Here is a 7,763-nt window from a genome sequence, read left to right as displayed (position 1 = left end):
TGCTTCTGCTGGCCTAGGCCCTCGATGCCCAGCTCCACCACATCGCCGGCCTTCAAGAACACCGGCGGCTTCATGCCGAGGCCAACGCCGGGCGGCGTGCCGGTGGAGATGATGTCGCCGGGGTGCAGCGACATGAACTGGCTGAGATAGGACACCAGATACTTGACGCCATAGACCATGGTCTTGGTCGAGCCGTTCTGCATCGTCTTGCCGTTGACGGTCAGCCACATCTTGAGGTTCTGCGGATCGGCGACCTCGTCCTTGGTCACCAGCCATGGGCCGGTCGGGCCGAAGGTGTCGCAGGACTTGCCCTTGGTCCACTGGCCTTGCCGCTCAGCCTGGAAGGCGCGTTCGGAGACGTCGTGGGCGACGCAATAGCCGGCGACATAATCGAGCGCATCGGCCTCGCTGACATATTTCGCGGTCTTGCCGATGACCACGGCCAGTTCGACCTCCCAGTCGGTCTTCAGCGAGCCGCGCGGGATCAGCACGTCGTCATCCGGCCCGACAATGGCCGAGCTTGCCTTCATGAAGATGATTGGCTCCGGCGGCACGGTGGCGCCGGTTTCGGCGGCATGGTCGGAATAGTTGAGGCCGATGCAGATGAACTTGCCGGTGCCGGCAACGCAGGCGCCAAGGCGCGGGCTGCCGGAAACCGCCGGCAGCGACTTGGGATCGAGCTTGCCGAGTGCCGCCAGCGATGCCGGATCGAGTGCCTTGCCGCCGATATCGGTGACGTGGCCAGTGAGATCACGGATCGTTCCATCCGCATCGAGCAGGCCGGGGCGTTCGCTCCCGACCTCGCCATAGCGCAGCAGCTTCATGTCATGCTCTCCTCAGTCAGATTGGTTCAGATCGACCAGCCGCCGTCGATATTGTAGGCCTGTCCGGACGTATAGGTGGCGCCGGCCAGATAGACGGCGAGATCGGCGATTTCCTCCGGCGTGCCGAGCCGGCCCATCGGCTGGCGGGCGATGAAGGCGGCGCGGGCGGCATCGTAGTCGCCCTGCGCGTGCATGCGGTCCTGCAGCGACGGGCTCTCGACCGTGCCGGGGCAGATGGCGTTGCAGCGTATGCCCTTGCCGACATAGTCGGCGGCGATCGCCTTGGTTAGGCCGATGACGGCGGCCTTGGTCAGACCGTAGACGAAGCGGTTGGGCACGCCCTTGGTCGAGCTGGCCAGCGAGGCCATGTTGATGATCGAGCCGGTTTTTTGCGCAATCATGTGCGGCAGTGCATATTTGCAGCCACGAAATACGCTGGTCAGATTGACCGCGATCAGCCGGTGCCACTGCTCGTCTGTCATCTCGTGCACCGGCATGCCGCCAATGGCGATAGCGGCGTTGTTGACCATCACGTCGAGACGTCCGGTCTTCTTGACGGCGCTGTCGATGAGGCTGACGATATCGGCCTCCTGCGACACGTCGCAATGCGCGTAATCGGCACGGTAACCGGCCGCGCGTAGCGCCGCCGCGAAATCCTCGCCCGCCTTGTCGGCGATGTCGCCCAGGAAGACATGCGCACCTTCCCGCGCCATCGCCTCGGCGATCGCATAGCCGATGCCGTCTGCGGCGCCCGTGATGACGGCGATCTTTGCTTCGAGTCGAGCCATATCAGCCTCCTTGTGCCCGGCGTCGCTTCGCCTCGTCGAAGGCTACGGCAGCGATGATGATCATGCCGGTGATGACCAGCTGCCATTCGGTCGGCAGCCCGAGCCCGCGCAGTCCGTTGGACAGGAACTGCAAGATCAGCACGCCGAGCGCCATGCCGCTCAGGCTGCCAATGCCGCCGGCGAGGCTGACACCGCCAAGCACCGTGGCAGCAACGACCTGGAACTCGAAATTCAGACCCGCCGTATGCTGCGCCGAGCCGACGCGGGCGGCCAGGATGATTCCGGCAACCGTCGCCAGCAGGGAGCTGATGATGAAGCAGATGAACTTGACGCGCCGCACATCGTAGCCCGCCAGCCGCGCCACTTCCGGATTGCCGCCGACGGCATAGATCTGCCGTCCGAACGGGCGATGCCGCATCATGTAGGCGAAGGCCGCGAGCAGCACGATCGCGATGACCGCCGAATACGGAATGATGTTGAACAAGCGGCCATCCGACAGCGCGATGAAGCTGTCGAGGGACGCATCGTCCGGGATCGCGCGCTGGCCGGTGTAGAGATAGACGCCGCCCCGCATGATGAACATGGTGCCCAGCGTCACGATCAGCGAATTGATGCCGGCATAGGCGGTGAGATAGCCGTTCACCGCACCGATGATCAGACCGAACAGCAGCGCGCCGCTGACACCGAGCAGCAGCGAGTTGGTGTCGTTCATGATGATGATCAGCGGCAGGGCAATGGTCGCGAGCAGCGATCCGATCGAGATGTCGACCTCGCCGGAAATGAAGACGATGGCGCAGCCAATGCCGGCGGTGAGCGCCAGTGAGGCCTGCCCGAGCACATTGGTCATGTTGCGCATGGAGAAGAAATTCTCCGCCGTGACGGAAAAGAACACGATCACCAGGATGAGGCAGACGAGCAGCGCCAGTTCCTGGCGGGCGAAGAGCCGCGCCAGCAGGGATGGCGGGGCTTTCACGGAAGCGGTGCTTGCAAGGCTCATCGCTTGCTCCCTTCGAAGAGGGGGGCCGGATCGTAGGAAACGATGTCACGAAGCGTCATGGTCTTAGCCGATCGCCGCATTTAGGATTTTCTCCTGGGTGGCCTCTTCGCGCGACATGATCGCGGTCAAACGGCCTTCGCACATCACCGCGACCCGGTCGGAAAGACCGAGCAACTCTGGCATCTCGGACGTCATCATAACGACCGCCAGCCCCTCGCCGGCGAGCCGGTCGATCAGCGCGAATATTTCCGACTTGGCGCCAACATCGATGCCGCGGGTCGGCTCGTCGACGACGATCACCTTCAGGCCGCGCATCAGCCAGCGCGAGATCAGCACCTTCTGCTGATTGCCGCCGGACAGGTTCTTCACCTGCTGGAACAGGCTGGGGGTCTTGATGCGGAAGCGGTCGACATAATCCTGCACCGCTCGGTGTTCTTTCGCCTTGTCGATGAAACCCATGCGGGCGAAGGCGCCGAGCGAGGCGAGGCTGGCATTCTGGTAGACAGGCAGCTCGCCCATCAGCCCTTCACTCTTGCGGTCCTCGGTAAGCAGGCCGATGCCAAGCTTGACGCCGGTACGCGTGTCGTGCGGCACGAGGCGGCTACCGTCGACGACGATCATGCCGGAGGTGATCGGGTCGTAGCCGACGATTGCCTTGGCAAGCTCGGTTCGGCCCGCACCCATCAATCCGAAGAAGCCGAGAACCTCGCCGGCGCGTGCCTCGAAGGACACGTCGTTGAGCTTCCTCGCCGTGCTGAGCTTTTCCACGAACAGGGCGACCTTGCTGCCCGGCTCACCGCGCTTGCGGGGAAACAGATTGTCGATGCGCCGACCGATCATGTCGTGGATCAGCGTGTCGTTGGTGTGCTCGCCGATCGGCTTGGTCGAGATGTGGCGCCCGTCGCGCAGCACCGTCACCATATCGGCGATCTCGAAGACCTCGTCCAGCTTGTGGCTGACATAGACCACCGCGATGCCGAGCGCGGCCAGTCGGCGGATGACGGTGAACAGCAGCGAAACCTCGTTAGGCGTTAGCGAGGACGTCGGCTCGTCCATCACCACCACGCGGGCTTCGTGGGCGAGCGCACGGGCGATCTCGACCATCTGCTGCTGGCTGACCGGCAGCGACCCCGTCCGCGCCGCCGGATCGACGTTGAAGCCGATGCGGTCGAAAAGTGCTGCTGAATCGGCGCGGATCTTCTTCCAGTCGATCGAGCCGCCTTTGCCGGTCGGATAGCCTTCAAGGAAGATGTTCTCGGCGACGGTGAATTCGGAGATCAGCGCGATCTCCTGGAACACGACCTTGATACCCTCCTTCAGGCTGTCGCGCGGCGACTTGATGTCGACCTCGCGGCCACGCATGCGGATGGTGCCGGCATCCTTGCCGTAGACGCCGGCCATGATCTTGATCAGCGTCGACTTGCCGGCGCCGTTCTCGCCCATCAAGGCGTGGATCTTGCCTGGCTCCAGGGTGAAGTCGACATTGTCCAGCGCCACGACGCCCGGAAAGCGCTTGTCGATGCCGCGCAGTTCCAGCGCCGGCACGTTCGTGTCGATGGCCGCGCCTTCGCCAGGGTGGAAGAAATCAACGGACATTGGCTCTGTTCCGGATGATGTCGAGATAGGTTGCCAGGATGATGATGACGCCAGGGACCACCATCTGCAGGTCCTGGTTCCAACCGAGAATGATGATACCGTTGTCGATCACCTTAAGCACCAGCACGCCGAGCAATGTGCCGAACAGCGAGCCCCGACCGCCGAGCAGGCTGGTGCCGCCGAGAATGACGGCGGCGATCACCGTCAGTTCGAAGCCGCGCCCGGCGGTCGGTTGGCCGGCATTCATCAGCGACGACAGGATCATGCCGGCGACGCCTACACACAGGCCAGTGACGATGAAGGCAAACAGCTTGAGGCGTTCCGAACGCACGCCGGACAGCCTCACCGCCTTTTCGTTGGCGCCGACCGCATAGAGGTAGCGGCCAAGCGTGGTGAAGCGCAGCGTCACATAGGCGACCGCGAAAATCAGTGCTGCCAGGATGACGGGCACCGGCACCGCGCCGACATAGCCGGCGCCGAGATCGGTGAAGCTGGTCAGTTGGTTGTGGTTCTGCACCGCTTCGCGTGTGAACAGATAGACGCCGCCCTGCAGCATCATCATCGTGCCGATGGTGGCGATCAGCGAGTTCACCCTCAGCCTGGTGACGACCAGCCCGTTGAACAGGCCAACCCCTCCGGCAAAGGCAAGTGCCGCCAGCATGCCGAGCGCGAGGCTGTGCGTCGAATTGAGCACGGCCATGCCGATGCAACCGACAAAGGCGAGCGACGCGCCGACCGACAGATCGACCTCGGCGGTGATGATGAGCATCGTCATGCCCGAGGCAACGATCAACACCAGCGCGCATTGGCGCAGGATGGCGATGATGTTGGCCTCCGAATAAAACTGTGGCGCCGCGATCGAGATGGCGATGCACAGCACCGCCAGGATGACGCCCAGCACGAGCTGGCTGCTGCCCAGAAGCTGGCCGCCGATAAAACGCCTGGGCGCGGAAGCGTGTGTAAGCTCGCTCATATCAGTCCATTCCCGAGCCGTTTTGCATCAGGCGCCGGAACCCGTCGCCTTGTCCATGCCGCCAGCGGCACCTGACTGCCCGCCCTTCCCGCGACGCGGGAAGGGCAATGTCGACCAGCCTTACTTCTTCAGGTCGGCCGAAGTCTTCATGCACTTTGCCGGTGGCTGCAGTGCGTTGACGGCATCCCATTTGATGGTGCGGGTAGTGCCGTCGTAATCGTAGAACTTCTTCCAGTCCTCGCCGTTCATCGGTGCGGTCGGGCTGACGATGTGCTCAGGCACTTCCTCGTTGTTGAAGAGTTTCACCGCGGCATCGATGGCGGTGAAACCTTCCTTCTCGGGGAACATCGCGGCTTCGATCCTGTAGGACGGCTCGTTCTGCATCGCGTTGATGAAGGCAAGCCCCTCACCACCGGTGCCGACCGTCAACAGGCCATCCTGCGATTTGCCGGCCGCTTTCCAGGCCTGCAGGCCGCCGAGCGACGATGAATCGTTGATGCCGTAGATGATGTTGATGTCGGCGTTCTTTGCCAGTGCCGCCGACGACACTTCGAGCGCGCGGTCCGGATTGCCGCCGCCGTCAAGGTCGTGGACCATGACCGCGTCAGGGATGATCGTCTTCAGTCCGTCCATGAAGCCGTGCGAGCGCAATACCGTGGCGGAAAGCAGCGGCAGCCCGACATTCATCACCTTGGCAACGCCGCCCAGCTTTTCCTTGGCATATTTGCCGGCCTCGACGCCGGAGAAATAGCCGGTGTCATAGTCGCAGATGGCAACCATGGTCGTCATGCCCTTGACCGGGTTGCCTTCAAGCACCACCGGGATGTTGGCAGCTTTGGCTTGACGCAGCAGCGGCACCACACCTTCTTCATTCACGGGGGTGATAATCAGCACATCAACGCCCTTGGCGATGAAGTCTTCGGCCGCGGCGACCTGCTTGGATATGTCGAGATTGGCGTCCTGCACCTCGACCTCGATGCCGAGTTCCTTGCCGTGAGCCTTCATGCCCTTGATGACATTCTGGTACCACTCATGGGTGGCGTAGTTGGTGACGTAGCCGATCTTCTTCGGCATGTTTTGCGCTTGGGCGGAGGCGGCGGCGAAGGCGACGGCTGCCGCCGAGGCAAACAGCATTGTTTTAGACCAGTTCATACTCTTCTCCCAATTTTCATCAGTACGGTTCAGTCTTAGAACGGTAGGCCCGCCGTCCCGGGTTGCAGTCAAAGTCAGGTCGCGGCGTCACCCGCACCGAGAGCTGCGGAAACCTTGTTGGCGGCAGCCATGGTACGCTCAAACACTGTCTCGCGGTCGAAGCGGGCGGCCTTCTGCGGCAAGAAGGGAACCGTCAGTGCCGCGATCACGGCGCCGGTGTGGTCTCGAACCGGCATAGAAATGTTGATGCAGCCATCGACGGCCAGAGAGGAGCGCATCTCGAAGCCACGATCCAACGCCTCTGCGAGCCGCACCTCGATTTCGGCACGCGACCCCTGCCCTTCACCGGCAGCGACGATGCGCTCGACGATGGCATCGCGATCAGCCGGGCTCTGGTGTGCCAGGAGCACGGCGCCCGAACTCGTCTCCATGATGGGGAAATGCGAGCCCAGCGCCACCGAATAGCGCATCGGCAAGGGCGAATCGATCTGCAGGACGACCAGGACATTCTGGCTCTCCCGCACCACCAGATGGCAGCTTTGATCCGCATTGGCCGCAAGCTCCCGCATGACCGGCAATGCGCACTCCACCAGCCGGTTAACGGGAGGATGCATATGGGCCAGTTCGAAGAGCTTGAGCGACAGACGGAAACGGTCGCCGCGCGTGCGCAAGATGAAGCCGCGTTTTTCCAGCAAAAGAAGGATGCGGTAGATTTCGTGGATGGAGCGGTCAAGGCCGTTGGCAATTTCGGTCTGGGTCAGCGCCTCGCCCTGCGCGGCCATGAATTCCAGGATATCGAGTGCCTTCTCGGCTGCCGGCGCGCGATATTCGCCGCGCCCGTTTTCGCCGTCATCAAATGCCCTGGCGACGGTGGCCATCACGCGACGCTCCGTACCGACTTCGTCGAGGGCCGCGTCTCGCGGTAACGCCGGTTTATCCAGGCAGCCAGTTCCGTGATCGACAGCTCGCCGGCGATGGCAGCCCCGACACGCGGCGCGGTCTCGCGGAAAAATGTTATGAAGCCGGCATGGGTAGGGCGCAGATAAGACGACTGTATCGTCTTCAGCGTATCGGCAAAGAAGTCACCCGAGGTGGCATTGACCGCCTTGTCCTGCCAGGCCGATAGCGAGCCGGGCTGCCCGCCGGCGCTGACATACTGGCCACGCTGGTTGTCTGGCGAGCAGAGAAACAAGGCATAGTCGATCGCCGCCTGCACGTTGCCCGACTGGGCGCTGACACCGATGCCCGCGCCACCAAGCAGCGCGCCGGCCGAACCCGGCGTCGGCGCGTCGGCGAAGCGCAGCTTCGGTGTTTCGCTGCGTGATGCATAGTTCACATAGCCGAAAGCGAACGGGACATAGACGACGTCGTCATTGGCAATCATGTGGTCGTAGCAGCGGATGGGGTTCCACTGCCGTGAGCCCGGATGCGAC

8 protein-coding genes are annotated in these 7,763 nt (G+C 63.0%); all 8 read right to left on the bottom strand.

Translation table 11 applies throughout. The annotated features are described in order from the left end of the window. Window positions 1-824 (bottom strand): fumarylacetoacetate hydrolase family protein (locus tag EN935_RS14340; RefSeq protein ID WP_164771129.1); only part of this gene is annotated, 824 nt, incomplete at its 3' end. A gap of 26 nt (window positions 825-850) precedes the next feature. Further along, window positions 851-1,612 (bottom strand): SDR family oxidoreductase, encoded by a 762-nt coding sequence (locus EN935_RS14335; protein ID WP_127373393.1) that lies wholly within the window; start codon window positions 1,610-1,612, stop codon window positions 851-853. Window position 1,613: 1 nt separating this feature from the next. After that, entirely contained in the window at window positions 1,614-2,609 is a 996-nt protein-coding gene (locus tag EN935_RS14330) for an ABC transporter permease (protein ID WP_127373392.1), read from the bottom strand. A gap of 63 nt (window positions 2,610-2,672) precedes the next feature. Next, a complete protein-coding gene (locus EN935_RS14325) occupies window positions 2,673-4,205 on the bottom strand; it encodes a sugar ABC transporter ATP-binding protein (protein ID WP_127373391.1) in 1,533 nt (510 codons plus the stop codon). Further along, window positions 4,195-5,178 carry an ABC transporter permease gene (locus tag EN935_RS14320; RefSeq protein WP_127262608.1) on the bottom strand — a complete coding sequence of 328 codons (984 nt, stop codon included), beginning with the start codon at window positions 5,176-5,178 and terminating at the stop codon, window positions 4,195-4,197. The genes EN935_RS14325 and EN935_RS14320 overlap by 11 nt, the downstream gene beginning before the upstream one ends. A gap of 120 nt (window positions 5,179-5,298) precedes the next feature. Beyond that, the gene (locus EN935_RS14315; RefSeq protein ID WP_109672119.1) at window positions 5,299-6,330 is read right to left on the bottom strand and encodes a sugar ABC transporter substrate-binding protein; all 1,032 of its coding nucleotides are present in this window, start codon (window positions 6,328-6,330) and stop codon (window positions 5,299-5,301) included. Window positions 6,331-6,404: 74 nt separating this feature from the next. Beyond that, window positions 6,405-7,208, bottom strand: a complete 804-nt coding sequence (locus EN935_RS14310; protein ID WP_127262609.1) for an IclR family transcriptional regulator — start codon at window positions 7,206-7,208, stop codon at window positions 6,405-6,407. Then, window positions 7,208-7,763 (bottom strand): extracellular solute-binding protein (locus tag EN935_RS14305; RefSeq protein ID WP_127373390.1); only part of this gene is annotated, 556 nt, incomplete at its 5' end. The genes EN935_RS14310 and EN935_RS14305, both read right to left, overlap by 1 nt.

This window comes from Mesorhizobium sp. M7D.F.Ca.US.004.03.1.1 (assembly GCF_003998635.1).
Lineage (GTDB): Bacteria > Pseudomonadota > Alphaproteobacteria > Rhizobiales > Rhizobiaceae > Mesorhizobium > Mesorhizobium loti.
The sequence above is the reverse complement of the archived record's forward strand: the minus strand, read 5'-3'. Positions and strand labels throughout refer to the sequence as shown.

Coding starts and splice junctions, on each gene's coding strand:
- EN935_RS14325 (WP_127373391.1), bottom strand. CDS start 4,205: ATGTCCGTTGATTTCTTCCACCCTGGCGAAGGCGCGGCCATCGACACG.
- EN935_RS14320 (WP_127262608.1), bottom strand. CDS start 5,178: ATGAGCGAGCTTACACACGCTTCCGCGCCCAGGCGTTTTATCGGCGGC.
- EN935_RS14315 (WP_109672119.1), bottom strand. CDS start 6,330: ATGAACTGGTCTAAAACAATGCTGTTTGCCTCGGCGGCAGCCGTCGCC.
- EN935_RS14335 (WP_127373393.1), bottom strand. CDS start 1,612: ATGGCTCGACTCGAAGCAAAGATCGCCGTCATCACGGGCGCCGCAGAC.
- EN935_RS14310 (WP_127262609.1), bottom strand. CDS start 7,208: ATGGCCACCGTCGCCAGGGCATTTGATGACGGCGAAAACGGGCGCGGC.
- EN935_RS14330 (WP_127373392.1), bottom strand. CDS start 2,609: ATGAGCCTTGCAAGCACCGCTTCCGTGAAAGCCCCGCCATCCCTGCTG.